The organism is Cryobacterium sp. MP_M3 (assembly GCF_015752155.1).
GTDB lineage: Bacteria > Actinomycetota > Actinomycetes > Actinomycetales > Microbacteriaceae > Cryobacterium.
In genome coordinates, this window is the sequence record NZ_JADOVI010000001.1 from 293,870 (window position 1) to 319,089 (window position 25,220).

At 68.4% G+C, this 25,220-nt stretch carries 20 protein-coding genes; 17 read left to right on the forward strand and 3 right to left on the reverse strand.

Translation table 11 applies throughout. The annotated features are described in order from the left end of the window. Positions 1 to 25: 25 nt before the first annotated feature. The gene (locus IWX89_RS01330; protein WP_231382744.1) at positions 26 to 646 is read right to left on the reverse strand and encodes a carbohydrate ABC transporter permease; all 621 of its coding nucleotides are present in this window, start codon (positions 644 to 646) and stop codon (positions 26 to 28) included. A 9-nt stretch (positions 647 to 655) separates the two neighbouring features. Further along, positions 656 to 1,957, reverse strand: a complete 1,302-nt coding sequence (locus IWX89_RS01335; protein WP_196901794.1) for an ABC transporter substrate-binding protein — start codon at positions 1,955 to 1,957, stop codon at positions 656 to 658. Between the two features lie 134 nt (positions 1,958 to 2,091). Here IWX89_RS01335 and IWX89_RS01340 point away from each other — a divergent pair, with 134 nt between their 5' ends. After that, positions 2,092 to 3,132, forward strand: coding sequence for a LacI family DNA-binding transcriptional regulator (locus IWX89_RS01340; RefSeq protein ID WP_196901795.1), 1,041 nt, complete (start codon positions 2,092 to 2,094; stop codon positions 3,130 to 3,132). Here the strand turns inward: IWX89_RS01340 and IWX89_RS01345 are convergent. After that, positions 3,111 to 4,661, reverse strand: a complete 1,551-nt coding sequence (locus tag IWX89_RS01345; RefSeq protein WP_196901796.1) for a glycoside hydrolase family 43 protein — start codon at positions 4,659 to 4,661, stop codon at positions 3,111 to 3,113. The genes IWX89_RS01340 and IWX89_RS01345 overlap by 22 nt on opposite strands. A gap of 189 nt (positions 4,662 to 4,850) precedes the next feature. Between IWX89_RS01345 and chvE the strand changes: the two genes are divergently transcribed. The 16 genes from chvE to IWX89_RS01425 all read left to right on the forward strand — a co-directional run bounded on the left by chvE (position 4,851) and on the right by IWX89_RS01425 (position 25,212). Next, the gene (gene chvE / locus IWX89_RS01350) at positions 4,851 to 5,972 is read left to right on the forward strand and encodes a multiple monosaccharide ABC transporter substrate-binding protein (protein WP_134522813.1); all 1,122 of its coding nucleotides are present in this window, start codon (positions 4,851 to 4,853) and stop codon (positions 5,970 to 5,972) included. Positions 5,973 to 6,062: 90 nt separating this feature from the next. Next, on the forward strand, positions 6,063 to 7,592 hold the full coding sequence (mmsA, locus tag IWX89_RS01355; RefSeq protein WP_196901797.1) for a multiple monosaccharide ABC transporter ATP-binding protein: 1,530 nt from the start codon (positions 6,063 to 6,065) through the stop codon (positions 7,590 to 7,592). A gap of 6 nt (positions 7,593 to 7,598) precedes the next feature. Next, on the forward strand, positions 7,599 to 8,786 hold the full coding sequence (gene mmsB, locus IWX89_RS01360; RefSeq protein WP_134522815.1) for a multiple monosaccharide ABC transporter permease: 1,188 nt from the start codon (positions 7,599 to 7,601) through the stop codon (positions 8,784 to 8,786). A gap of 31 nt (positions 8,787 to 8,817) precedes the next feature. Beyond that, positions 8,818 to 9,504, forward strand: a complete 687-nt coding sequence (locus IWX89_RS01365; protein ID WP_196901798.1) for a sugar O-acetyltransferase — start codon at positions 8,818 to 8,820, stop codon at positions 9,502 to 9,504. A gap of 72 nt (positions 9,505 to 9,576) precedes the next feature. Beyond that, the gene (locus IWX89_RS01370; RefSeq protein ID WP_196901799.1) at positions 9,577 to 10,593 is read left to right on the forward strand and encodes a LacI family DNA-binding transcriptional regulator; all 1,017 of its coding nucleotides are present in this window, start codon (positions 9,577 to 9,579) and stop codon (positions 10,591 to 10,593) included. Positions 10,594 to 10,832: 239 nt separating this feature from the next. Continuing rightward, positions 10,833 to 12,092 (forward strand): extracellular solute-binding protein, encoded by a 1,260-nt coding sequence (locus IWX89_RS01375; RefSeq protein WP_196902112.1) that lies wholly within the window; start codon positions 10,833 to 10,835, stop codon positions 12,090 to 12,092. Positions 12,093 to 12,247: 155 nt separating this feature from the next. Next, the gene (locus tag IWX89_RS01380) at positions 12,248 to 13,231 is read left to right on the forward strand and encodes a carbohydrate ABC transporter permease (RefSeq protein ID WP_134522819.1); all 984 of its coding nucleotides are present in this window, start codon (positions 12,248 to 12,250) and stop codon (positions 13,229 to 13,231) included. Positions 13,232 to 13,233: 2 nt separating this feature from the next. Continuing rightward, a complete protein-coding gene (locus tag IWX89_RS01385) occupies positions 13,234 to 14,133 on the forward strand; it encodes a carbohydrate ABC transporter permease (RefSeq protein ID WP_196901800.1) in 900 nt (299 codons plus the stop codon). A 2-nt stretch (positions 14,134 to 14,135) separates the two neighbouring features. Next, positions 14,136 to 16,490: an alpha-xylosidase gene (gene yicI / locus IWX89_RS01390; protein WP_196901801.1), complete on the forward strand. Its 2,355-nt coding sequence runs from the start codon at positions 14,136 to 14,138 to the stop codon at positions 16,488 to 16,490. Continuing rightward, complete coding sequence (locus IWX89_RS01395; protein WP_196901802.1) at positions 16,487 to 17,932, forward strand: GH1 family beta-glucosidase; 1,446 nt, start codon at positions 16,487 to 16,489, stop codon at positions 17,930 to 17,932. Before yicI ends, IWX89_RS01395 begins: the two co-directional genes overlap by 4 nt. Before the next feature lie 29 nt (positions 17,933 to 17,961). Then, positions 17,962 to 19,146: an ROK family transcriptional regulator gene (locus IWX89_RS01400; RefSeq protein WP_196901803.1), complete on the forward strand. Its 1,185-nt coding sequence runs from the start codon at positions 17,962 to 17,964 to the stop codon at positions 19,144 to 19,146. Positions 19,147 to 19,403: 257 nt separating this feature from the next. Further along, on the forward strand, positions 19,404 to 20,681 hold the full coding sequence (locus tag IWX89_RS01405; protein WP_307836324.1) for a multidrug effflux MFS transporter: 1,278 nt from the start codon (positions 19,404 to 19,406) through the stop codon (positions 20,679 to 20,681). Between the two features lie 64 nt (positions 20,682 to 20,745). After that, positions 20,746 to 21,468: a phosphatase PAP2 family protein gene (locus tag IWX89_RS01410; RefSeq protein ID WP_196901804.1), complete on the forward strand. Its 723-nt coding sequence runs from the start codon at positions 20,746 to 20,748 to the stop codon at positions 21,466 to 21,468. Between the two features lie 94 nt (positions 21,469 to 21,562). After that, positions 21,563 to 22,846 carry a saccharopine dehydrogenase family protein gene (locus IWX89_RS01415; protein WP_196901805.1) on the forward strand — a complete coding sequence of 428 codons (1,284 nt, stop codon included), beginning with the start codon at positions 21,563 to 21,565 and terminating at the stop codon, positions 22,844 to 22,846. Then, positions 22,843 to 24,216 (forward strand): FAD-binding oxidoreductase, encoded by a 1,374-nt coding sequence (locus IWX89_RS01420; protein WP_196901806.1) that lies wholly within the window; start codon positions 22,843 to 22,845, stop codon positions 24,214 to 24,216. The genes IWX89_RS01415 and IWX89_RS01420 overlap by 4 nt, the downstream gene beginning before the upstream one ends. A 144-nt stretch (positions 24,217 to 24,360) precedes the next feature. Further along, positions 24,361 to 25,212, forward strand: coding sequence for a hypothetical protein (locus IWX89_RS01425; RefSeq protein WP_196901807.1), 852 nt, complete (start codon positions 24,361 to 24,363; stop codon positions 25,210 to 25,212). The last annotated feature ends 8 nt before the right edge of the window (positions 25,213 to 25,220 follow it).

Here is a 25,220-nt window from a genome sequence, read left to right on the forward strand (position 1 = left end):
GCGGCAGGGTGATGCTGAAGAACTTTCAGACCGTTCCCGCGCCGTCGATATCGGCGGCCTGGTAGAGCACCGGCGGGACTGAACGGGCTGCGCCCTGGTAGAGGAGCGTGTGCAGGGGAGTGAACTGCCAGGCCCCGACGAACGTGAGCACGGCGATCGCGCCGGCCTGGGTGCCGAGCACGTTGCCGTCGCCGCCGAAGAAGCTGCTGAACTGCCCGGGGAGGCCGAAGTTCGGGTCGAGCAGGGCCCGCCAGAGCACGGAGACCGCGGCGGAGGAGAGCAGGAGCGGCACGAAATAGATGGCCGAGAGGATGGCCCGGTTCTTCTGGTGGCCGGCCGCCCACGTGCCGAGCAGGATGCTCAACGGCGTCTGGATGGCGACCCCGAGCAGGGTCAGTAGCGCGCTCAACCAGAGGCTCTGCATCATGACCTTGTCGCCGGCCAACTTGACCCAGTTGTCGAGGCCGTTGAACGTGGGATTGCCGAGGCCGCTCCAGCTGGTGAAGGACATCACCGCGACGCCGATCAGCGGGAGGATGGCGAAGAGCGCGAAGAACAGGGTGGCGGGGAGCGCCCAGGCGAAGCCCGGGCGGCCCGCATTGGGGCCGCCCGGGTGCCGTGGGCGCCCGGTGTCGGAGCGCGTCATGTCAGGTTCCTAGAGCGCCTGCATCGCGGCGATGAAGCCGTCGACGTCCAGCTTGCCGCTGAAGAACTGCGCGACGGCGGTGTGCATGTCGGCGGAGGCCGACTGCGGGTAGGCCTGGTCCCAGGAGAGCTGGAAGGCAGGGGCATCCTGCACCATCTTGAATTGGAATGCGGCGTAGGTCGGGTCGGCAGCCTGGTCGAGGAACTTCTCGGTCGAGGTCGTCGTCGTCAGATTGCCGATCGCGAGCTGGGCCTGCACGAACTCATCGGAGTACATGAGCTTGAGGAAATCGCGGGCGGTGTCGGGGTACCGGGTGGCCTTGATCACGGAGTAATAGTTGTTGGTGTTGCCGACGAGGTCCGCGGCGTCACCCTTTCCTCCCGTGACGGTGGGGAAGGTGGCATAGCCGAGGTTGGCGGCGGTCCAGTCCTTGTCGGCGCTCTGTTGGGTGGAGTACTCCCACGAGCCCATCAGCTCGAATGCAGCCTTGCCGGTGCGTAGCAGGGCGGGCGAACCGCCGTCGACGAAGCTGACCGAGTCGAAGTTGGAGCCGAAGGCTCCTGCGTCGATGAGGTCCTTGAGCTTGGTGAGGGCGGCGCGGCTGTCCTTGCTGTCCCACGCGCTCGAGTCGCCGCCGATTGCCTTCGTCAGCAGATCGGGGCCGGCCACCCGGTCAAACATGTACTCGTACCACATCAGTGTCGGCCACTGGTCGGCGCCACCGAGGGCGATCGGGGTGATGCCCTTGTCTTTGAGAATCTTCACGGAGGCCAGCAGGTCGTCCCAGGTTTTCGGGGATTCGATACCGGCGTCGGTGAGCACCTGCTTGTTGTTGAACAGGATGACCGGCTGGGTGCCGCGCATCGGAATGCCATACGGCACGCCGTCGATCGCGGCGGCGTTGAAGACCGAGGGGAGGAACGACGACTCGAGCTTGGGGTCGTCCTTGATCATGCCGGTCAGCGGGAGGAGCAGGTCGGCCTTCACGAACGGCTGGATGCTGCCGCCGCCCCAATTGAAGAAGATGTCGGGGGCCGACGCGGTGCTGATGATCGTCTGGAGCTTCTGCTGGTAGTTGGCGCCGGGGATGCGGTCGAGGATGACCTTGACGTCGGACGTCGCGTTGAACTTCTTGACCATTGCCTCTTCGACCGTGTTGCCGGCATCGCCATAGACGGCGACGTGGATCACGTTCTCCGGGCGGTTGCTCGCCGCTCCGCTCGCGGTGGAGCACGCGGTGAGCGTCACTCCCAGCGCGAGTACTGCTGTGCCGGCGATGGCCCGGATGAGCCACGTACTCTTGTTCGACATTGAACGCCTCTCGAAAGTTTCGGTAATCTTGCCGAAAGTGATTAGGATGGTCGGAGTCTAGGTCGCCGGTTATGTTGCGTCAAGCCACAAACCAACCGAGACTCGAATTCGACACCCCGAGAAAGGAACCTCAGATGGGAAAGACCACCGCGGAGGACTCCGAACGCGTCACCCTCGCGGCGATCTCGGCCCTCGCCGCGGTGTCGCTGTCGACCGTGTCCAAGGTGCTCAATGGGCGGGGCGACGTCGCGGCCTCGACCCGGAGCCGGGTCGAGGCGCTCCTCACGGAGCACGGCTACAGCCGCCGGGGCGACGCAGCCGCCTCGGCGCCCCTGCTCGAGCTCGTCTTCCACGAGCTCGAGAGCGTGTGGGCGATCGAGATCATCCGCGGCGTCGAGCGGGTGGCCAGGGAACACGGGATGAGCATCATCCTGACCGAGAGCGGGGACCGGCATTCGCCCGACCTCGATTGGATCGACGGGGTGATCGCCCGCAACCCGGCCGGGGTGATCCTCGTCTTCTCCGACCTCTCGGCCGGGCACAAGCAGCAGCTCGCCACCCGCGGCATCCCCTTCGTCGTCGTCGATCCGGCGGGAGACCCTGCCCCCGACGTGCCGTCGATCGGCTCGGCCAACTGGTCGGGCGGGCTCGCGGCGACCCGGCACCTGATCGACCTCGGGCACACCCGGATCGGCATGATCAGCGGCCCGTTCGACATGATGTGCTCGAGCGCACGGATCGGCGGCTATCGGGCCGCCCTCGACGCCGCGGGGATCACCTTCGACCCGGCGCTCGTGCTCGAGGGCGACTTCCACCCCGAGGGTGCCAGGCTGCGCGCACTCGAACTGCTCGAGCGTGCCGACCGCCCCACCGCCATCTTCGCCGGAAGCGACCTGCAGGCGATGGGGGTCTACGAGGCGGCCAGAGCACTCGGCCTCGCGATCCCCGCCGACCTGTCCGTCGTCGGCTACGACGACCTGCCGCTGGCCCGCTGGGTGGGCCCGCCGCTCACGACCGTTCGCCAACCGCTCACCGAAATGGCGGAGGAGGCGGCGCGGCTCGCGCTCCGGCTCCGGCGCGAACCCGGTCTCGAGGTGCAGCGGATGGACCTGGCCACGAGCCTGGTCTCGCGCCAGAGCACGGCGCGCGTCGATCAGGCGGTCGCCGGTCGGTAGTCGAAGGCCGTGACGACGGCCGGCCGGGCGGCGTCGCCGGTGGCGAACGGGCCGACAAACGTGCCCACAAAACCGCCGGCCCGTTCGGTGGTGAGCACCCCGGCATCCGTCTCGGCGACCGGGTACCTGGTGCTTCCGGCGGTCGCGACCAGCGCGACCCCTCGCCCGGACAACCGTGCCTCGAGCCGAACGCCGGCCGGGTCGGCCGCCTCGACCGGGTTGAGGCGCACGCTGCCCAGGACCCGATCGACCCCGCCGTCACGCTCGACCGCGGTCACGAGCGCGCCCGAGGGCCCCGTGCGCAACTCGAGCCGGAGCTGGAACGCCCCGCTCTGCCGCAGGGCCAGCCCCGCGGTCAGCCCGGGGGCAGGCGGGACTACCCGGATGCCGGCGCTCGCATCCGGATGCCGCCAGCGGTATCCGAGGAACGCGGCCTGTCCGGCAGAACCCAGGTCGTGGCCGGTCGGAGTCAGTCGCAATCCGCCTGGTCCGGTCTTCGCGAAACTCGCCGGGCCGCGCAGGCTCAGCCAGTGACCGGCCGGAGCCGCTGCGGAGAAGTCGTCGTGCAGCCCGGCCGAGGTCGGCATGGCCGCGCCGGGCGGAGAGTCGAAGGGCGTGCTGCCGGCCGCGCTGAGCATCCCGGCCCCCGGGTTCACGACCGGCCAGTCGTCCTCCCAGGCCACCGGAGCCAGGAAGGTCTCCCGCCCGAGCAGGTGGCCGCCGGCCCGGGGCCGCACCCCGAGGGCGAGCGCCCACCACGATCCGTCGGGGCCGTCGACGAGGTCGGCGTGGCCGACGTTCTGCACCGCGGCCGTGCGGCCGAGGTGGCGGTGGGTCAGGATCGGGTTGCCGGGGTTGCCCTCGTAGGGGCCGGTGACCCGGCGCGAGCGGGCGACCGACACGGCATGATGCTGCTCGGTGCCGCCCTCGGCCGCGACGAGGTAGAACCAGCCGTCGCGCTGGTAGAGGTGCGGCCCCTCCGCCCAGACCGCTCCGTGCAGGGCGCCGTTCCAGAGGATGTGCTCCTCCCCGACGAGCGCGCCGGCGGCCAGGTCGAGTTCTCGCAGCCAGACCTCGGTCTGACCGGGGTACGCGCCCGGTTCGACCAGCCTGCAGCCGGCCCACCAGGCCGTGCCGGCGTCGAAGAAGAGGTCCGGGTCGATGCCCCTGGCCTCGTCGATCCAGACCGGGTCCGACCAGGGGCCGGCAGGGTCGGTGGCGGTGACCAGGAAGGAGCCGTCGCGCTCGCCGCCGACGCTTGTGCAGGCCAGGTAGAAGCGACCGTCGTGATGGCGGAGGGTGGGGGCGTAGAGGCCGCCCGAGTCGGGGACCCCGGCCAGGTCGAGCTGGCCCGGCCGGTCGATCGCGTGTCCGATCGGTGTCCAGGTCACCAAGTCGGTGCTCGAGTGCAGCGGAAGGCCCGGGAAGTACTCGAACGAGGAGGTCACGAGGTAGAAGGTGTCCTCGACCCGGCACACCGATGGGTCGGGGTGCATGCCTGGCAGGACGGGATTCGAGTACGCGGTCATGCTTGACACCCTAGTGAGCGGCCATGCCGAGCGGCGCCGGGTTTGGTGGTTGTCTCCTGGCTCACAGGTGCTATATGTTGGAGCCGTCAACATAAACGGTTCGACCGGATGTCGACCCAGCGTTACAAGGAGGTGATCGGCAGTTCTGCCTCCTCGTGCGATCACAGCATTCAGAGCAGAAAGCAGATCATGACGACAACCAAGAGGCTGTTCACCATCGTTGCCACGGGAGCAGTCGCGCTCTCGCTCGCGGCATGTTCGGGCACCACCACCGGCTCCACCGGAAGCACCGGCGCGGCCATCGCCGACTGCAACGTCGGCATCTCGATGCCCACCCGCAGCCTCGAGCGCTGGATCAACGACGGTGAGGGTCTCAAGACCCAGCTCGAAGACGCCGGCTGCACCGTCGACCTCCAGTACGCCGACAACAAGACCGACCAGCAGATCAGCCAGATCCAGAACCAGGTCGCCGGTGGTGCCAAGATCCTGGTCGTTGCATCCATCGACGGCAAGGTGCTCTCGCCCGTGCTCGCCGAGGCCAAGAAGCAGGATGCCACGGTGATCGCCTATGACCGGTTGATCAACGGCACCAAGGACGTCGATTACTACGCCACCTTCGACAACTACAAGGTCGGGCAGCTGCAGGGCGAGTTCATCGAAGCCCAGCTCGGCCTGGCCGACGGCAAGGGCCCGTTCAACCTCGAGCCCTTCGCCGGCAGCCCCGACGACAACAACGCCAAGTTCTTCTTCTCCGGCGCCTGGGACGTGTTGCTGCCCTACGTCGAGAGCGGCCAGCTCGTCGTACCCAGCGGCAAGGCGCCCAAGTCCAACGACGAGTGGACGACGCTCGGCATCCAGGGCTGGGCTTCTGACAAGTCCCAGGCCGAGATGGACAACCGTCTCTCCTCGTTCTACGGCAACGGCGCGAAGGTCAACGTCGTGCTCTCGCCCAACGACAGCCTGGCCGTCGGGATCGAAGCCTCGCTCAAGTCCGCGGGCTACAAGCCCGGCGCTGACTACCCGCTGATCACCGGGCAGGACGCCGACAAGGCCAACGTCAAGGCGATCCTCGATGGCGCCCAGTCGATGACCGTCTGGAAGGACACCCGCACCCTGGGCAAACAGGTCTTCACCATGATCCAGTCCATCGCGGCGGGCGACACGGTCGAGGTCAACGACACCAAGACCTATGACAACGGCAAGAAGGTCGTGCCGTCGTTCCTGCTCGCCCCCGAGGTCGTCACCAAGGACGACGTGCAGACCAAGCTCATCGATTCCGGGTTCATCAAGGCCTCGGACGTCGGCCTCTAGGTCGACTCCCCGGGTGGCGGGGCCGGCCGGTCCCGCCACCATTTCGGCACGCTGCACCACCGATGAAACACGCTGACAGGAGCGCCAGTCATGAATGGTCCGATTCTTCGGATGCTCGGCATCGAGAAGGACTTCAGTGGGGTCAAAGCCCTCGACGGGGTCTCGATCGAAGTGGAACGCGGCAAGGTCCACGGCATTTGCGGGGAGAACGGGGCCGGGAAGTCCACGCTGATGAAGGTGCTCAGCGGCGTCTACCCGCACGGCAGTTACGACGGCAGGATCGAATTCGAGGGCGAGGAAGCCGCCTTCCGCTCGATCAACGACAGCGAAGCCGTCGGCATCGTCATCATCCACCAGGAACTCGCCCTGAGCCCGTACCTCTCTATTGCGGAGAACATCTTCCTCGGCAACGAGAACTCGAAGCGCGGCGTCATCGACTGGAACAAGACAAACCTCGAGGCGTCGAGCCTGCTCGCGAGGGTCGGGCTCGACGAGAACCCGGCCACCAAGGTACTCGAACTCGGCGTTGGCAAGCAGCAGCTCGTCGAAATCGCCAAGGCCCTCTCCAAGCGGGTCAAGCTGCTCATCCTCGACGAACCGACCGCCGCGCTCAACGACGAAGACTCCGACCACCTGCTCGACCTGATCGAACACCTCCGCGGGCAGGGCATCACCTGCATCATCATTTCCCACAAGCTCAAGGAGATCCGCCGGATCGCAGACACCGTCACGGTGATCCGTGACGGTAAGACGATCGAGACGATCGACATGCACGGCCCGGATGCCACCCAGGCCCGGATCATCCGCTCAATGGTGGGCCGCGACCTGAACAGCATGTTCCCGCCGCGCGAACCCAAGATCGGCGCGGAGATCCTCCGGGTCGAGGACTGGACGGTCTACCACCCGGTCGACACGGCACGCAAGGTCGTCGACAACGCCTCCTTCACGGTGCGGGCCGGCGAGGTGGTCGGCTTCGCCGGACTGATGGGGGCCGGCCGCACCGAACTCGCAATGAGCCTGTTCGGCCGCTCCTACGGCACCAACATCTCCGGTCGGGTCTACAAGAACGGCGAGGAAATCTCCGTGCGGACCGTCGACGAGGCCATCCGGAATGGGATCGCCTATGCCACCGAGGACCGCAAGAAATACGGCCTCAACCTGATCGGCGACATCACCGTCAACGTCTCGGCCGCGGCCCTGGCCACCCTCGCGAAGTACGGGGTGATCGACCGCCACCGGGAATACAAGGTCGCCGAGAGCTACCGCACCCGGATGAATATCAAGGCGCCGACCGTCTCGGCCATCACCGGCAAACTCTCCGGCGGCAACCAGCAGAAGGTGGTGCTGTCGAAGTGGATCTTCGCCGGCCCCGACATCCTCTTCCTCGACGAACCGACGCGTGGAATCGACGTCGGCGCCAAGTACGAGATCTACGGAATCATCAACGAACTCGCCGCCGCCGGCAAAGCCGTCGTCGTCATCTCCTCTGAACTGCCGGAGCTGCTCGGCATCTCCGACCGCATCTATGCGATCTCCGACGGCCGGATCACCGGCGAAGTCGCCGGCGTCGACGCCACCCAGGAATCCCTCATGCACTACATGACCGCGGGAAAGGACTAAACCGCAATGACAACCACCACTCCCGCCAAGCGCAAGCCGCGGCTGGCCATCAACTTTCGCCAGTACGGAATCCTCGCCGCCCTGGTCGTCATCGTCGTGCTGTTTCAGGTGCTCACCAACGGGCGCCTGCTGCTGCCGGGCAACGTCAACAATCTGATCCAGCAGAACGCGTACGTGCTGATCCTCGCCGTCGGCATGGTGGTGGTGATCATCGCCGGCCATATCGACCTGTCGGTCGGGTCGGTGGTCGCCATGGTCGGTGCGGTCTCGGCGATCGCCACGAACGTGTGGGGCCTTCCCTGGTGGGCGTCCGTGCTGCTCGCCCTGCTCGTCGGTGCGCTGGTCGGGGCCTGGCAGGGTTTCTGGGTGGCGTTCGTGGGCATCCCCGCCTTCATCGTGACGCTGGCCGGAATGCTCATCTTCCGAGGTCTCACCCTCGTCCTGCTGACCGGCGGCACCATCAGCGGGCTTCCCGACCAGTTCACCGCGATCGGGGCCGGCTGGCTGCCGGGCTTCCTTGGTGAACTCGGTGGACGCGACGTGCTGACCCTGGGTCTCGGGCTGGTCACCTGCGTGGCGCTCGTGCTGCAGCAGCTGCGCACCCGGGCGACCCTCCGCCGGCTGGAGTTGCCCCGCGAGACGCTCACCCAGCTCTGGCTGAAGAACGGCATCGCGATCGTCGCCATCATGTGGCTGGCTTGGCTCCTGTCGGGATACAGTGGCACTCCGATCATCCTGATCATCCTTGCCGTGCTGATCCTGCTCTACACGTTCATGCTCAACCAAACCGTGTTCGGCCGGCACGTGTACGCCATCGGCGGCAACCTGTTCGCCGCCATGATGAGCGGCGTGAAGACGAAGTGGGTCAACTTCTACGTCTTCGTCAACATGGGCGTGCTCGCCGGCCTGGCAGGGGTCGTCAGCACGGCCCGCGCGGGCGGCGCCGTGGCATCCGCCGGCCAGAACTACGAATTGGATGCCATCGCGGCCGTCTTCATCGGCGGTGCCGCGGTGCAGGGAGGCATCGGCACGGTCGTCGGGGCCATAGTCGGCGGCCTGGTGATGGGCGTCCTCAACATGGGCCTCTCGATCCTCTCGGTCGACGCGGCGTGGCAGATGGCGATCAAGGGGCTTGTGCTTCTGCTCGCGGTCGCCTTCGACATCTTCAACAAGCGCCGCAGCGGCGGACGCTGATTCGGCGGGCGGCCACCGATAGGATATGTTCATGTCTCAAACAAATAGGCCGACGCCGGACCCCGGTCGCTCGGAATTCGACAAGATGGTGGCGGGGGACTGGTACCGGTACCGCTCCGGCCCCGAGCTCGCCGAGCTGACCATCGGCACCCAGCGCACCTGCCGGCAGATCACCGCCCTCTTCGACGAGGACAGGGATGCCGCCCAGGAACTGTTCACCGGGATGCTCGGCACGGCCGGCGAGGGCGTCGACTTCCGGCCGCCGCTCTACCTGGACTACGGCTCGCGCCTGCACGTGGGGTCCGGCACCTTCATCAACGCCGACTTCCTCGCCCTCGGCGGTGGGGAGATCACGATCGGGAAGAACGTGCTCGTCGGGCCGAGCGCACGCCTCTACACCCCGATCCACGCCCTTGACGTCGGCGAACGCCGGGCCGGCTACGAACGGGTGCTGCCGATCCGGATCGGCGACGACGTCTGGCTCGGCGGGAACGTCGTCGTCTGCCCCGGTGTCACGATCGGCGCCGGCAGTGTCATCGGCGCCGGCTCCGTGGTCACCAGGGATGTGCCGCCGGGTGTCATCGCCGTCGGCAACCCGGCCCGCGTCATCCGCACCCTCGCCGAGGCCGCCGAGGCCGCCGAGGCCGAGGAGGCCGAGCAGGCCGAGCAGGCCGAGCAGGGCCGGTCTGAGCCGGACCCGGGCGCACCCGCACGGTAGCCTGCACGACCTGACCGGATGCCGCGCACGGCCTGATGCGGCAGACTGTGCCACGAGGGATTCGAGGGGTTCATGGCGAGCATTCACGACGTGGCGCGGGTGGCCGGCGTGTCGATCAGCACGGTGTCCTATGCGCTTTCCGGCAAGCGTTCCATCGCGGAGTCGACCCGGCTCCGCATCAACAATGCCGTGGAACAGTTGGGCTACCGGCCCAACGCGGGAGCGCGCATGCTTGCCGGGACGCGCACCAACATCTTCGCGCTGACCGCGCCGTTCCATGCGGAGACCTACGCGCCTGCGCACATGGCCTTCGTGCTCGCCGTGGCGCAGGCCTCCCGCGCCCACGACTACGACGTGCTGCTGCTCACCCAGGATGAGGCCACCAGCGGACTGCGGCGAGTCGCCTCCAGCCGCCTTGTCGACGGCATCATCGTGCTCGACGTCGCGGCCGACGACGACCGGGTGGGGGTGATCAGGAAGCTCGGCACGCCGGCCGTCTTCATCGGGGTTCCGCGGGACGCCGAGGGGCTGGTCTGCGTGGACCTCGATTTCGAAGCCGCGGCGGCCCTGGCGATCAGTCGCCTCGCCGACGCCGGCCACCGGGCGATCGGGCTCATCGGCCACTCTCCCGGCGTGTATGCGCGCGGCTCCAACTTTCCGCCCCGGTTCCGGGACGGCTTCTTCCGCGCTGCGGCGGCGCGGGGAATCGGAACGGCGTTCGCCATGCCCGAGCGTGACGGGTCGAGCGTGCGAGCGGCCGTCGACGAGCTCTACCGGGCGCTGCCGGGGATGACCGCCCTCGTGCTGCACTGCGAAGAGGCGGTGCAGGCGGCCGTGATGGACATCCTGCGCGAACGCGGGTTGCGCGTGCCGGAGGACCTGTCGGTGATCTCAGCCTGCGCGAGCTTCGAGACGGATCACTTCGAGCCTGCCCTCGACACCATCCCCCTGGTCGCGGCCGACTCCTGCACGCGGGCAGTGGAGCTGGCGATCGAGCAGGTCGCCGGACCGATCGCCCCCCGGGTCGAGCTCGTGCCGCCGCGCTACCTCGAGCGCGGATCGATCGCGCCTCCCGCCCCCCTCCGCTGACGCCAACCGAGCCCCCTCGCGCGGATATGTTGCAATTCTCCACAAACCCCTTGCGCGCGCGTCCCCCCGCCCTTATGCTTCAAAGCGACCCACTGTCGAAGCGTTTCGGCAGGCGATAGGCACTGCAACTATCGAAGCGTTTCGATTGCGTTTCGCTCAGGGTTTCGGGGCGGCCGGCGTCGCCCACTACAAGGAGGTAGAACGTGAGATTAGGTAAGCGCACTCTCGCCGTCGTGGCGATGGCGGCAACGGCGGCCCTGTTGTCGGGCTGTGTAAACGGCGGGGGCGGCGGCGCGGCGGACGACGCGAGCAAGACCCTCACCCTGTGGGACTTCGAGAGCGACACGAGCGCGATGGGCATCGCCTGGAACCAGGCGATCAAGACCTTCGAGAAGGAGACCGGCGCGAAGGTCAAGTTCGAGGCCAAGAGCTTCGAGCAGATCCGCTCGACCGCGAGCCAGGTGCTCAACTCGGACAAGGCCCCAGACGTGCTCGAGTACAACAAGGGCAACGCGACCGCCGGGCTCCTGGCCAGCCAGGGCCTGCTGAGCAACCTCGACGACGCCGTCAAGAAGTACGGCTGGGCCGACAAGCTCGCACCGTCGCTGCAGACCACGGCGAAGTATGACGAAAACGGCATCATGGGCTCCGGCTCCTGGTACGGCGTGCCCAACTACGGCGAATTCGTCGAGGTCTATTACAACAAGGACATGTTCGCGAAGTACAACATCGCTATCCCGACCACGCAAGCCGAATTCGAGGCGGCGCTCAAGACCTTCGCCGACGCCGGGATCACCCCGCTGGCCGAGTCGGCCGCCGAGTACCCGCTGGGCCAGCTCTGGTACCAGCTCGCCCTCACCAAGGCCGACCGAAGCTTCGTCGACGACTACCAGCTCTACAAGGGCAAGGTCGACTGGCAGGGCAAGGAACTGAGCTACGCCACGGAGACCATCAAGGACTGGACCGACATCAGCAAGGACGCCAGCGGCACCAAGGCAGAGGATGCCGGCACCGCCTTCATCGCCGGCACCAACCCGATCTTCTTCTCCGGCAGCTGGTGGTACAACCGCTTCACGACCGAGGTCAAGGGGTTCGACTGGGGCACCTTCCTCTACCCCGGCGCGAAGATGTCGCCCGGCTCCGCCGGCAACATGTGGGTCGTCCCGGAGAACGCGAAGAACAAGGACCTCGCGGCGAAGTTCATCGACATCACCATGCGACCGGAGATCCAGGCCCTGATCGGCAACAACGGCGGCGTGCCCGTCGCGGCGAACGCGGCAGACATCACCGACCCGAAGAGCAAGGAACTGATCGACAACTTCAACACCCTCACCGGTGAAGACGGCATCGCGTTCTACCCCGACTGGCCCACCCCGACCTTCTACGACCAGCTCAACGCCGGCCTGCAGGAGCTCATCAACGGAACCAAGTCGTCCAAGGACGTGCTGACCCAGCTCGGCGGCCAATACGAAGACGGCATCAAGGACATCAAGAAGTAGTCCTCCCGGCCGCTGAATTGCGGAGAAAACACCCTTGACTCGAGGGTGAAGGTGTTTTCTCCGCAACTCGGGGCGGCTCGAGGCCCTCGTGGGGTCTCGACACGCTCGACCACCGGGCGCGAGGCCCGACCACCGAACTCAAGAAAGGCACGACGATGGCCACACCAGCCCCGTTTGCCGGCACGAAGACCGCCTCGCGGAAGGCGCCCGCGGGCGCCGCCCCGATCACCAGCCTCATCCCCGGGGCGACCGGCCGTGGCTTCTGGATCTACCTTCTGCCCGGCCTGCTCCTCCTCACCATCATCGTTCTCATCCCGCTGGGCTGGAACCTGTACCTGACCTTCACCTCCTACCGCGGCATCCGCCCGCCGGTCTGGAACAACTTCGAGAACTGGACGAAGCTGTTCGGTGACGACGTCTTCTGGACCTCGTTCGGCAACTCGGTGGCGATGATCGTCGCGATGGTGATCGTGCCGACGCTGCTCGGCCTCGTGCTCGCGGCCATGCTCTTCGACCTGGTAGGCAAGAAGTTCGGCAGCAGGATCGCCAGCTTCCTCCGCGCCACCTACTACCTGCCGCAGATCCTCCCCGTGGTCATCGCGGCGATCGTGATCGGCTGGATCCTCCGCCCCGAGAACGGCGCGCTCAACCAGGTGCTCGGCGCCGTCGGCCTCGAGTCGCTCCAGCACAACTGGCTCGGCAGCCCCGACACGGCCCTCGCGAGCATCATGGTGATCATGGTCTGGGTGCAGCTCGGCTACCCGATCGTCATCTTCATGGCCGCGCTGCAACGCGTCGACCCCGAGCTGTACGAAGCCGCCGAACTCGACGGGGCCAACTGGTTCCAGCGGTTCCAGGCCATCACGGTCGGCATCATCCGGCCCGAGATCTTCGTCGTCACCCTCACCTGCACGATCGCCGCCCTCAAGGTGTTCGGCCCGATCTACGCGCTCACCCGCGGCGGCCCCGGAACGTCCACGATCGTGCCCAGCTACTACTCGTACAGCGAGTTCTTCCAGAACCAGCAGGTCGGCTACGGCGCCACGATCGCGACGGCACTCACCGTCGTGGTCGCGATCGTCGCGATCGTGTTCATCACTTTCCAGACCCGGCTCGAGCGCCGGGACGAGGAGCGCTAGAAATGTCCAGCCTGACCGAGAAACTCCGCCCCGCCCGTGCCGTGGCACCCCGACCCCCGAGACTGCCGAAGGTGCGCACCCGCAAGTCGGCAGGCGACTGGGTCATCCTGGTCGTCGCGATCCTGATCGGCTTCTTCATCGCCGTCCCGTTCCTGATGATCCTGGTCAACTCGTTCAAGTCGCCCGCCGACTACAACAGCTCAGGCCCGCTCACCCTGCCGACCAACCTCTACTTCGACGGCATCGTCAACTTCTGGACCCGGGTGAACTTCCCGGAGAAGCTCTGGAACAGCATCCTGATCTCCACCGTCGTGGCGGTCGCCGCGGTGGGCATCTCGATGTTCAACGCCTTCGCGATCGGGATCGGCCGGGTGCGCGGACGCACCTGGATCGTCGTGCTCGTGCTGCTGGCCAACATGGTGCCGCAGGAGGCCCTGCTCTACCCGCTGTACTACATGTTCAAGCAGGTCGGCCTGTACGACAACGTCTGGGCCGTGATCATCATCTTCACAGTCATCCAGAGCGCGTTCGGCACCTACCTGCTCGCCTCGGTCTACGGCACCTTCCCCAGGGAACTGCTCGAGGCCGCGTCGCTCGACGGGGCGAGCCGCTGGCAGATCCTCTGGCGGGTCGTCTACCCGATCAGCCGGCCGACGCTCTCGGTGCTTCTGATCTTCTTCTTCATCTGGACCTGGAACGAATTCCTCATTCCGTTGACCTTCCTGGTCAGCAACGCGAACCAGACCGTGCCCGTGGCGATCAGCGTGCTGCAGGGCGACCGGCTGATGGACGTCACCACCACGAGCGCCTCGGCACTGCTCGGCCTGCTGCCGACGCTCATTTTCTTCCTCATTTTCCAACGCACGCTGACGCGTGGCATCACCGCGGGAGCAGTCAAGTAATCATGAAGTTCACCGATGGATTCTGGCATGTCCGCCCCGGCGTGACCCCCCTCTACGCCCAGGAGGCGTACGACCTCGAAACAGTGACGGATGCGGGCCCCGACGGTGACGCGCTGCGAATCGACGCGCCGACCAGGGTCATCGCCCACCGTGGCGACGTGCTCAACCGGGCGCTGCTCTCGGTGACGCTCTCGTCACCGCTGCCCGGCATCATCCGGGTGCGGGTGGCCAAGGACACCGGCGGTCACACCGAGCCCGGTTTCGAGCTCGACGGCCAGACCCGCGGCAGCGGCACCGTCACCGTCGACGACACGGGCGGATCGGTGACCAGCGGTCCCCTGACCGCCCGGATCGACCGCGGCAGCCCCTGGAACCTCCGGTTCGAGGCCGACGGGCGCACCCTCACCCAGAGCGGTGCGAAGTCGATCGGCCACATCTCGCTCGCGGCCGGAGCCCCCATCGCCGCGGAACCCACCGGGGTCTCCGGCGTCACCGCGACCGGGCTCGCCCCGGCATCCGCGTACACGCACGCCCGGCTCGGGCTCGGCGTCGGCGAACTCGTCTACGGGCTCGGCGAACGGTTCGGCCCGCTCGTGAAGAACGGCCAGACCGTCGACATCTGGAACGCCGACGGCGGCACCTCGAGCGAACAGTCCTACAAGAACATCCCGTTCTACCTCACCAACCGGGGCTACGGCGTGCTCGTCAACCACCCGGAGCACGTCTCGTTCGAGGTGGGCAGCGAATCGGTCGAACAGGTGCAGTTCTCGGTCGCCGGCGAGCACCTCGAGTACCTCGTGATCTACGGGCCGACGCCCAAGGAGATCCTCAGCCGCTACACCGCGCTGACCGGGCGCCCAGCCCAGGTGCCGGCCTGGTCGTACGGCCTGTGGCTGTCGACCTCGTTCACCACCAAGTACGACGAGGCCACGGTGAACTCCTTCATCGACGGCATGGCCGAGCGGGATCTGCCGCTCTCGGTCTTCCACTTCGACTGCTTCTGGATGCGCGAATTCAACTGGACCGACTTCGAATGGGACCCCCGCGTCTTCCCCGACCCTGAGGGCATGCTCGCCCGCCTGCACGGCAGGAACCTGCACGTGAGCGCGTGGATCAACCCGTACATCGCCCAGCGCGCCCCGATCTTCGCCGAGGCCCAGGCCGCCGGCTACCTCGTGAAGAAGGCCAATGGCGACGTCTGGCAGTGGGACTTCTGGCAGGCCGGCATGGGCCTGGTCGATTTCACCAACCCGGATGCCGTGACCTGGTTCCAGGGCAAGCTGCGCCGCCTGCTCGACCAGGGCGTCGACGCGATCAAGACCGACTTCGGCGAGCGGATCCCTCTCGACGTCGTCTGGCACGACGGTTCCAGCCCCGAGCGGATGCACAACTGGTACACCCAGCTCTACAACGCAGCCGTGTTCGAGGTGCTCCAGGAGCGCCGCGGCACGGGCGACGCGGTGCTCTTCGCCCGCTCGGCCACCGTCGGCGGCCAGAAGCAGCCCGTGCACTGGGGCGGGGACAACTCCTCCAGCTACGAGTCGATGGCCGAGACCCTGCGCGGCGGGCTCTCCCTCGCCCTCTCCGGCTTCGGGTTCTGGAGCCACGACATCGGCGGCTTCGAGGGCATGCCCAACGCGGCCGTGCTCAAGCGCTGGCTCGCCTTCGGGCTCATGTCCAGCCACTCCCGGCTGCACGGCTCCACCAGTTACCGGGTGCCGTGGCTCTTCGACGACGGCACCGAGGCGCCGGGGCAGAGCGCCGTCGACGTCACCCGCCGGTTCACGAAACTCAAGCTCTCGCTGATGCCGTACCTCTACGAGGTCGGCCTCGAGGCGCACCGCACCGGCATCCCGTTCATGCGGCCGATGCAGCTCGAATTCGCCGGCGACCCTGCGGTCGACTACCTCGACCGCCAGTACCTGCTCGGCCACGACCTGCTCGTCGCCCCGGTGTTCAGCGAGGCCGGCGACGTGTCGTACTACCTGCCGGCCGGAACGTGGACGAACTACCTGACCGGCGAGACCGCCACCGGCCCGGCCTGGCGCCGGGAGACGCACGCGTTCGACAGCATCCCGCTCTGGGTGCGGGAGGGTGCCGTGCTCGCGACCGGGGCCAGGGACGATGTCCCGGACTACGACTTCACCGAGAACGTTCTGCTCACCGTCTACCCGGGCGGAGCGCCGACGCGCACCGTGCGGGTGTCGAATCCGCTCGGCACCATCGTCGTGACCTTTACGATTGTGGATAACGGCGACGGTGTCACCGTGCACTGCGACTCGACCGCGGCATTCCGCGCTCGGCGCGTGGGAGGCGACACCACGAAATCCGCCCACGGAAAGGCAACCCTCTCATGACCGTTTCCCGCCAGGGCAACCCCGACTACCGCGACTCCGGGCTCGAGTTCCCGGAGGGCTTCATCTTCGGTTCGGCCACCGCCGCGTACCAGATCGAGGGCGCGTTCGACGAGGACGGCCGGGGTCCGTCGATCTGGGACACCTTCAGTCATACCCCGGGCAAGGTCGAGAACGGCGACACCGGCGACAAGGCCAGCGACCACTACCACCACCTCGAGGAAGACCTCGACCTGATGGAGTCCCTCGGGCTGCACGCGTACCGGTTCTCGATCGCCTGGTCGCGCATCCAGCCGACCGGCCGCGGCCCGGCCAACGAGAACGGTCTCGCGTTCTACGGGCGCCTCGTCGACGGGCTACTGGCCCGCGGCATCCGCCCGATCGCGACCCTCTACCACTGGGACCTGCCGCAGGCGCTCGAGGACGAGGGCGGCTGGACCAACCGGGACACCGCGTATGCTTTCGCCGACTACGCGCGCATCATGGGCGAGGCCCTCGGCGACCGGATCGACACCTGGACCACTCTCAACGAGCCGTGGTGCTCCGCCTACCTCGGTTACGCCTCCGGCGCGCACGCGCCGGGCCGCACCGACGACGCGGCGGCGCTCACCGCGGTGCACCACCTCAACCTCGCGCACGGCCTCGCGATCACCGAGCTCAAGAAGGTCGTCACCAACGACCCCGACTTCTCGATCACGCTCAACCTGCACGTCATCCGCGGCGAGGGCGAGACCGGACCCGAAGCGGTGCGGCAGATCGACGGCCTCGGCAACCGGGTCTTCCTCGGCCCGCTCCTGACCGGTGAGTACCCGGCGGATGTCCAGGCCGACACCGCGGGCATCACCGACTGGTCGTTCGTGCGGCCCGGTGACACCGAGATCATCCACCAGCCGCTCGACGTGCTCGGCGTCAACTACTACTCCACGACGCTCGTGCGGCTCTGGGACGGCGTCTCGCCGCGCCAGCACTCCGACGGGCACATGGATGTCGGCGCCTCGCCGTGGCCCGGCGCCGAGCGGGTCGAGTTCCTCGCCCAGCCCGGCCCCTACACGGAGATGGGCTGGAACATCGAGCCGGCCGGCCTGGAAGAGCTGCTGGTCAAGCTGCGCGACGAATTTCCCGGCCAGCCGCTGATGATCACCGAGAACGGCGCGGCCTTCGCCGACGTCGTCGTGCAGGAACCGACCGGCCCTGCCGTGCACGACCTGGAGCGCACCGACTACCTTCGCCGGCATTTCACGGCCGCCCACCGGGCGATCCAGCGCGGCGTCGACCTGCGCGGCTACCAGGTCTGGTCGTTCATGGACAACTTCGAGTGGGCCTACGGCTACTCCAAGAGGTTCGGCATCGTCTACATCGACTACGACACCGAGGCACGCATCCCCAAGGACAGCGCGCTCTGGTACCGGAGCCTCGTGTCGACCGGCATCATCCCGGAGGGCTAGGGGCGGGACGCTAACCTGAGGGCAACCGAGTGGAATGGAAAGCAGTGCAGGGGAGCAACCATGACGATGTGCGCCGGCACAACCTGTCGGCGATCCTCCGCATCGTCCACCGCAACGGGCCGACCTCCCGCGCGCAGCTGACCCGGTTGACCGGCCTGAACCGGTCCACGATCGCCGCCCTCGTCGGCGAGCTCGGCCAGCTCGGCCTCGCCGGCGAACGCGACCCGGATTCCACCAACCAGGTGGGCCGGCCGAGCCCGGTGGTGTTCTGCGCCGAGCAGGTCGTGGCGCTGGCTGTGAACCCCGAGATCGACGCCGTCACGATCGGGATCGTGGGCCTCGACGGCACCGTGCACCGGCGCATCCGCTACCCGACCGAACGCTCGCCCAGCGCGAGCGAGGCCGTGAACATCGCCGGCGCGGTGATCGAGGGGATGCGCGGGGAACTGGACTCCCGGTTCCGGGTGGTCGGGATCGGCGTCGCCGTGCCGGGCCTCGTGCGCGCCCACGACGGCCTGGTGCGCCTCGCCCCGCACCTCGGCTGGACCGACGAACCGCTCAAGGAGATGCTCGAACAGCTGACCGGGTTCCCGGTCTTCGCCGCCAACGACGCCAGCCTCGGCGCGCTCGCCGAACAGTACTTCGGAGCGGGCAAGGGCATCACCGACCTGATCTACCTCAACGGCGGAGCGAGCGGCATCGGCGGCGGCATGATCGTCGGCGGCAACCCCGTCGGCGGCATCGCCGGTTACGCGGGCGAGTTCGGTCACACCCGGGTGAGCGGCGGCTCCCGCACCGACTCCGCCGGGATCACGGGCACCCTCGAGGCCGAGGTGACGCGGGAGGACCTGCTCGGGGTGCTCGGGCTCGAGAGCGCGGATGCCGACGAACTGGAACAGGCCCTGCTCGCCTCCGACTCGCCCCAGGTCAGGGACGAGGTCAACCGGCAGCTGGACTTCCTCGCGGTGGCCCTGGCCGGCGCCATCAACATCCTCAACCCGCAGCTGGTCGTGCTCGGCGGGTTCCTGGCCGCGCTGTTCGCCGTCGACCCCGACCGGTTGCGCGCCGCCGTGGCGTCGATGACACTCGTGTCCTCGTTCGGCAGCGTGCGGGTCAGCGCGGCGGAACTGGGCTCCAACCTGCTCATGATCGGCGCGGCCGAGCTGGCCTTCGAGGGGTTGCTCGACGACCCGAGCGGCGTGCCGACCTCCTGAGCACCTGACCTGGTTCGACCGCCTGTCCCGCCTGCCGGCACGATGCGCGATCCGGCCGTTTCGCGCAATCTTCGGCGCGGATCCCGGCCGGGGGAATAGGAACGGCCGTGACCCGCTTGTCCCAGAGAGCGGCTCCGTGTTCCGCTGCCGGTAGCGTCGCCCGAGACTCGGTGCCCGAACGCCGTCTCCAGCCCCTGTCAGCCCGCCCAGCCGGCCCCACCAGACATCTCCCCATCGACACCGAGGAACTCCACTTCGTGACTACCGCCGTCATTCCCGTGATCACCCAGGCCCAGCTCCGGTCGACCGCCCCGCACCCCGGGGACGCCCTCACCCGGCGCCAGCGCCTCGTCTACGTGCTCGTGCTCGGCGCGCTCACCGCGCTCGGACCGTTCACGATCGACCTGTACCTGCCTGCCTTCCCGACCCTGCAGAACGAGCTCGGTGTCTCGGCCGCGGCCATCCAGCTCACCCTCACCGGCACGATGATCGGCTTCGGCTTCGGCCAGCTCATCGTCGGCCCGTGGAGCGACAAGGTCGGCCGCAGGCTGCCGCTGATGCTCGCGACCGGGTTCCACATCCTCGCCAGCGTCGGCGCGGCGCTCTCCCAGGACATCGTCTGGCTGGGCGTCTTCCGCCTGCTGCAGGGCTTCGGCGCGGCGGCCGGCGCCGTCGTCGCCCTCGCCATGGTGCGCGACCTGTTCGGCGGCAAGCCGCTGGTGCGGATGCTGTCCCGCCTCGCCCTGATCAGCGGCCTCGCACCCGTGCTCGCCCCGGTCATCGGTTCCCAGTTGCTGCTCGTGATGAGCTGGCGCGGGATCTTCTGGGTGCTCGCCGCCTACGGCGCCGTCGTCATCCTGGCCGTCGCGTTCTGGATCGTCGAGACACTGCCCGCCGCCGAACGGCACACGGCCGGGCACAACACCCTCGCCCAGCGTTACCGGGCCGTGCTCAGCGACCGCATCTTCGTCGGCGTCGCGATCATCGGCGCCATGACGTTCACCGGGCTGTTCTCCTACCTCTCCGCCTCGTCGTTCCTGTTCCAGGAGGTCTACGGGTTCAGCGCGCAGCAGTACGGCATCCTCTTCGCCGTCAACTCGCTCGGCATCGTCACCGGCGTGCAGCTGAGCTCACGGCTGATGCACCGGTTCAACATCGGCCCGCAGTGGATCGTGGCGGTCTCGACGGTGGTGCTGGTCATCACCTCGGCCGCCATCGTGCTGCTCGACCTGGCCGGCGCCGGGCTCTGGGGCACCCTGGTGCCGCTCTGGTTCTTCATCGCGGCCTGCGGGTTCACCCTGCCGAGCGTGCAGGTGATCGCCCTGAGCGCACACGGGCACGAGGCGGGCACCGCCGCGTCCCTGCTCGGCGCCGCGAACTTCGGCGTCGCCGGCCTGATCTCACCGATCGTCGGCCTGCTCGGGGTGGGCAACGCCATCCCGATGGGCGCGGTGATGGGAACGACCGCCCTGATCGCGATCATCGCGCTGTGGACCGTCGTGCGCCCGCGCTCCGTGCCCGCCCTGGAGCACTGAACCCCGCGCTCGGGCCCCCACGCCGGTTCCCGGCCCCCGCCCGTGCCCGACCTAGGATTGACGGATGACCGACGACAGATCCCCGGAGACCGCCGCCGCCCCCGCGGCACGCCGCATCGCCCGGCGCTGGCCGCTCGTGAGCGCGCTGGCCGCCGTCGCCCTGGCATTCGGGCTCGGAGCCCTCATCGTCTACCGGGACAACGGCAGGCCGCTGCGGATCGACGCCGCCTGGATGGACGAGATCATCGAGCACCGCGCTCCCGTCTGGGAGTACCTGTCCCTGGCGATGAACTTCCTCGGAGCCGGCATCGCGGGCGTGGTCGTCATCCCCGTGCTCATCCTCGCCGTTTTCCTCCTGCTCCGGCGAAAGTGGGCGGCCGGGTACTTCCTCGCGGCGACGATCGTGAGCAGCGGGCTCGTGCAGCTGCTGAAGAACCTGTTCGGACGCGCCAGGCCGGAGGACATGCTGGTGACCAGTGACTTCGGCTCATTCCCGTCGGGCCACGTGGCCAACGCCGCGACCATGGTCGTCTGCCTGGCCATCCTCTTCCCGCGGGTCTGGGTCTGGCTGGCCGGTGCGCTCTACACCGCGGTGATGATGGTCAGCCGCACCTACCTCGGCGCACACTGGCTCACCGACACCATCGGCGGTCTGCTCCTCGGCGTGGGGGTGGCCGTGCTGCTGTGGGCGCCGGTCGCCGCGAAACTCGACGGCGAACGGCACCTCGCGGCGCAGCATCCGTCACGCGGTCGAATTCGACGGAGAAATGCCGAGAACGACGCCTGAAACACCCCAAAACGCCGCTTTTTCGTAAAATCTCCGTCGAATTCGACGGGATGCGGGGCAGACAGGGGCGGATGCCGCAGGGTAGCGTCGTGCCATGAGAATCCTCCTTGTCGGGGCGGGCGGCGTCGGAGACGCGTTCGCGAAGATCATCGCCCGCCGCTCGTTCTTCGAGCACGTCATCGTCTGCGACTACGACCTCGCCCGGGCGGAGCGCACCGTTGCGACCGTCGCGGCCAAGCACGGCCCCGACATCGCGAGCCGATTCACGGCCGCGCAGATCGACGCCGGCGACCCGGACCGGGTCGCAGCGGTGGCGAAGGAACACCGGGCAACGCACGTGATGAACGCGGTCGAACCCAAGTTCGTGCCGACGATCTTCGCCGGGGCGCTCGCCGCCGGCTGCGACTACCTCGACATGGCCGCGAGCCTGTCCGAGCCGCACCCGACCCACCCGTACACGGAGACCGGCGTCAAACTCGGCGACGACCAATTCGCGCTCGCCGCCGACTGGGAGACCGCCGGCCGCCTCGCCCTGGTGGGGATGGGCGTGGAGCCGGGCCTCTCGGATGTCTTCGCCCGCTACGCCTCCGACCACCTGTTCCGCGAGATCGACGAGCTCGGCACCCGCGACGGCGCCAACCTGGTGGTGCGCGACGAGGCAGGCAACGAGATCTTCGCACCTTCCTTCAGCATCTGGACCACGATCGAGGAGTGCCTGAACCCGCCGGTGATCTTCGAGAAGGACCGCGGCTGGTTCACCACCGAACCGTTCAGCGAACCGGAGATGTTCGACTTCCCCGAGGGCATCGGCCCGGTTGAGTGCGTCAACGTCGAGCACGAGGAGGTGCTGCTGATGCCGCGCTGGCTCGACGCGAAGCGGGTCACCTTCAAGTACGGGCTCGGCGAGGAGTTCATCGGCGTGCTCAAGACGCTGCACCTGCTCGGCCTGGACAGCGTCGAACCGGTGCGGGTGCGGAGCGCCACCGGCCCGGCGATGGTCGCCCCGCGCGACGTCGTCGCCGCCAGCCTGCCCGACCCGGCCACGATCGGCCCGCGGATGACCGGCAAGACCTGCGCCGGGGTATGGGTCACGGGAACCGGGATCGACGGCGAGCCGCGCGAGGTCTACCTCTACCACGTGAGCGACAACGAGTGGACGATGCGCGAGTACGACGCGCAATGCGTGGTCTGGCAGACCGCACTCAACCCGGTGATCGCGCTGGAACTGCTCGCGGCCGGCACCTGGGGCGGCATCGGCGTGCTCGGCCCGGAGGCCCTCGACGCGAAGCCGTTCCTCGACCTGATGAGCGCCCCGATCGAGGAGGGCGGCTACGGCGAGGCCTGGGGGATGGAGGACCGGCTGGCCCCGCGCCCATGATCAACGGCGACGTCTCCTTCTGGTGGAACCAGATCGGCCGCGGCGCCACGCGCCCGCCGCTGCCCGGGCCGATCACGGCCGACGTGTGCATCGTCGGCGCCGGGTACACCGGGCTGTGGACGGCCTACTACCTGAAGAAGGCCGCCCCGGCGCTGCGCGTAGTCATCCTCGAGCAGCGCTTCGCCGGCTACGGCGCTTCCGGGCGGAACGGCGGCTGGCTGACCAACTCGGTCACCGGCGGGCGCGAACAATACGTCTCGTCGCACGGGCGCGAGGCGGCCGCCCGGTTCCAGGCGAGCATGAACGAGACTGTCGACGAGGTGATCCGGGTCGCCGCGGCCGAGGGCATCGACGCCGACATCGTCAAGGGCGGCGAGTTCACTGTGGCCTACGACCTGCCGCAGCAGCAGCGGCTCGAGGCGTCCGCCAGGGCCGAGCAGCGGTGGGACATGACGGATGTCGAACTCCTCTCGCCGGCGGCGGCCCGCGCCCGCATCGACGTGGCCGGCACCACCGGGGCGATGTGGCACCCGCACTGTGCGCGCATCCACCCGGCCAAACTCGCGGCAGGCCTCGCCCGGGTGGTCCTGGCGCTCGGGGTGGAGATCTACGAGAACACCCGGGTCAGCGAGATCACGCCGGGCCGGGCTCTGACCGAGCATGGCCCGGTGGACGCCGAGTTCGTCGTGCGCGCCACGGAGGGGTTCACAGCCGGGCTGAAAGGCCTGCACCGGGCCTGGCTGCCGATGAACTCGTCGCTGATCGCGACCGCGCCGCTCAGCGACGCCGTCTGGGAGAGCATCGGCTGGAATGAACGCGAGACCCTCGGCGACATGGCGCACGCGTACATGTACGCGCAGCGCACGAAGGACGACCGGATCGCGATCGGCGGCCGCGGCGTGCCGTACCGTTTCGGCTCGCGGACCGACTCCGACGGGCACACCCCGGCGAGCACGGTGGAGGCGCTCCGCGGCATCCTCACCCGGTTCTTCCCCGCCACGGCGGGCGTGGCGATCGACCATGCCTGGTCGGGGGTGCTCGGCGTGCCGCGGGACTGGGCGGCGACCGTCGGACTCGACCCGGCGACCGGGCTGGCCTGGGCCGGCGGGTACGTGGGCACGGGCGTGGCCACGACGAACCTGGCCGGGCGCACCCTGACCGACCTGATCCTCGACCGGGACACCGGCCTGACAGGGCTGCCCTGGGTGAACCACCGGGTGCGCAACTGGGAGCCGGAGCCGTTGCGCTGGCTCGCCGTGCACGCCTTGTACCGGGCCTACTCGTTCGCCGACCGGGCCGAGCTGACCCGGCGGCAGACCACCTCGCCGGTCGCGAGCATCGCCGACGTGGTCTCGGGCCGCGGTCACTAGCCGGGGCCCGGCCCGCGGCATCCGCGTGCCCCGCGCATAACTCCTGCAGATTGTTCCGGAAGGCCGAGATTCCGGCCGGAATCGGCCGGAATTGTCCACAGTGCAGGAGTTATGCACAACGGGCGGATGTGGTCTACTCGTTGCATGAGCGTTGAGCCCGAGGTCGTCGCCGAGGCGTACCGGCTTGCGGATGCCGCCGCGGCGGCAGCCGGGGTGTCCGTGCGGATGGCGGAACCCGGCGACATGACCCCGGTGATCGGCCTGTTCGAGCGCACCTGGGGTGCCGGTCGCAGCCCCGACCGCTCGATGCTGCTCGCGCTCGACTACGCCGGGAATACCGTGCTCGTCGCCAACGAGGCCGGCAAGGCGGTCGGCGCGACGCTGGGCTTCCTCGGCTGGAGCGACGGCATCCACCTGCACTCGCACATGGCGGCCGTGGTGCCGTGGCGGCGCAGCGGCGGCGTCGGCTACGCGCTGAAGCTGTTCCAGCGCGCGGTCTGCCTCGAACACGGCATCGTGGAGATGCGCTGGACCTTCGACCCCCTGATCCGCCGCAACGCGCACTTCAACCTGGTCAAGCTCGGCGCGGAGGTGGTGCGGTTCCTGCCCGACTTCTACGGCCGCCTCGACGACGTCATCACCGGCAGCGACCGGAGCGACCGGTTCGAGGTGCGTTGGCTGCTCGAGTCCGACCGGGTGCGGGCAGCCCTCGCCGGCACGCCCCGGCCGGTCCCGCACGCCCCGCTGCGGCTCCCGCTCGACGTCGACTTCGAGCGGCTGCGCGCCGACGACCCCGCGGCCGCCTCCCGGCTGCGCGAGCGGTCCCGGGCGCTGTTCACGGAGGCCCTGTCCCAGGGGCTTCGCGCCGAACTGGACGCCGGCAACGACTACGTCTTCGTGCGCCCGGAGCCGGATGCGCCGGCGCCGCAGTCAGCGCCGGGATCCGAGCCGGGACCGACCCGACCGGTTGGCACGATCCGGCCCGAAACGACCTGACCGCGCCG

What these genes read in the sequence shown, in the direction of transcription:
- IWX89_RS01335 (WP_196901794.1), bottom strand. Translation starts at nt 1,957, where the DNA reads ATGTCGAACAAGAGTACGTGGCTCATCCGGGCCATCGCCGGCACAGCA.
- IWX89_RS01420 (WP_196901806.1), top strand. Translation starts at nt 22,843, where the DNA reads ATGATCAACGGCGACGTCTCCTTCTGGTGGAACCAGATCGGCCGCGGC.
- IWX89_RS01330 (WP_231382744.1), bottom strand. Translation starts at nt 646, where the DNA reads ATGACGCGCTCCGACACCGGGCGCCCACGGCACCCGGGCGGCCCCAAT.
- IWX89_RS01410 (WP_196901804.1), top strand. Translation starts at nt 20,746, where the DNA reads ATGACCGACGACAGATCCCCGGAGACCGCCGCCGCCCCCGCGGCACGC.
- IWX89_RS01370 (WP_196901799.1), top strand. Translation starts at nt 9,577, where the DNA reads ATGGCGAGCATTCACGACGTGGCGCGGGTGGCCGGCGTGTCGATCAGC.
- yicI (WP_196901801.1), top strand. Translation starts at nt 14,136, where the DNA reads ATGAAGTTCACCGATGGATTCTGGCATGTCCGCCCCGGCGTGACCCCC.
- IWX89_RS01375 (WP_196902112.1), top strand. Translation starts at nt 10,833, where the DNA reads ATGGCGGCAACGGCGGCCCTGTTGTCGGGCTGTGTAAACGGCGGGGGC.
- IWX89_RS01340 (WP_196901795.1), top strand. Translation starts at nt 2,092, where the DNA reads ATGGGAAAGACCACCGCGGAGGACTCCGAACGCGTCACCCTCGCGGCG.
- IWX89_RS01385 (WP_196901800.1), top strand. Translation starts at nt 13,234, where the DNA reads ATGTCCAGCCTGACCGAGAAACTCCGCCCCGCCCGTGCCGTGGCACCC.
- IWX89_RS01380 (WP_134522819.1), top strand. Translation starts at nt 12,248, where the DNA reads ATGGCCACACCAGCCCCGTTTGCCGGCACGAAGACCGCCTCGCGGAAG.
- IWX89_RS01345 (WP_196901796.1), bottom strand. Translation starts at nt 4,661, where the DNA reads ATGACCGCGTACTCGAATCCCGTCCTGCCAGGCATGCACCCCGACCCA.
- IWX89_RS01395 (WP_196901802.1), top strand. Translation starts at nt 16,487, where the DNA reads ATGACCGTTTCCCGCCAGGGCAACCCCGACTACCGCGACTCCGGGCTC.
- mmsA (WP_196901797.1), top strand. Translation starts at nt 6,063, where the DNA reads ATGAATGGTCCGATTCTTCGGATGCTCGGCATCGAGAAGGACTTCAGT.
- chvE (WP_134522813.1), top strand. Translation starts at nt 4,851, where the DNA reads ATGACGACAACCAAGAGGCTGTTCACCATCGTTGCCACGGGAGCAGTC.
- IWX89_RS01425 (WP_196901807.1), top strand. Translation starts at nt 24,361, where the DNA reads ATGAGCGTTGAGCCCGAGGTCGTCGCCGAGGCGTACCGGCTTGCGGAT.
- mmsB (WP_134522815.1), top strand. Translation starts at nt 7,599, where the DNA reads ATGACAACCACCACTCCCGCCAAGCGCAAGCCGCGGCTGGCCATCAAC.
- IWX89_RS01415 (WP_196901805.1), top strand. Translation starts at nt 21,563, where the DNA reads ATGAGAATCCTCCTTGTCGGGGCGGGCGGCGTCGGAGACGCGTTCGCG.
- IWX89_RS01365 (WP_196901798.1), top strand. Translation starts at nt 8,818, where the DNA reads ATGTCTCAAACAAATAGGCCGACGCCGGACCCCGGTCGCTCGGAATTC.